The organism is Acinetobacter rongchengensis (assembly GCF_003611475.1).
GTDB classification, from domain to species: Bacteria; Pseudomonadota; Gammaproteobacteria; order Pseudomonadales; family Moraxellaceae; genus Acinetobacter; species Acinetobacter rongchengensis.
Genome location: NZ_RAXT01000237.1, coordinates 1 through 238, shown reverse-complemented (window position 1 = coordinate 238; position 238 = coordinate 1). Strand labels below are relative to the sequence as shown.

At 49.2% G+C, this 238-nt stretch carries 1 protein-coding gene; it reads left to right on the top strand.

Annotated elements, in window-relative coordinates; genetic code table 11:
- On the top strand, positions 1-238 hold a 238-nt coding region (locus D7V20_RS19700; RefSeq protein WP_147395839.1), incomplete at both ends, for a contractile injection system protein, VgrG/Pvc8 family.

The following is a 238-nucleotide window of genomic DNA, read 5'->3' as shown; positions in this document are numbered from 1 at the left end:
CTGGTATTACAGCCCTGCATGGATCCCCGACCTGAATGGAGAAGATGGCGTGAGCCGAGCAGGCAACAGCCAACTCGAAAAACTCAACCACAACCTGAGTCAATACCACAACTCACAAGCCAAACAATTCACAGCACACAGCACAGTCCGAGATGCTCAGGTCGGATACTGGTTTACATTCACCGAACACCCTGAAATAGAACAACATACAGACGCAGACAAAGAATTCCTGATCACG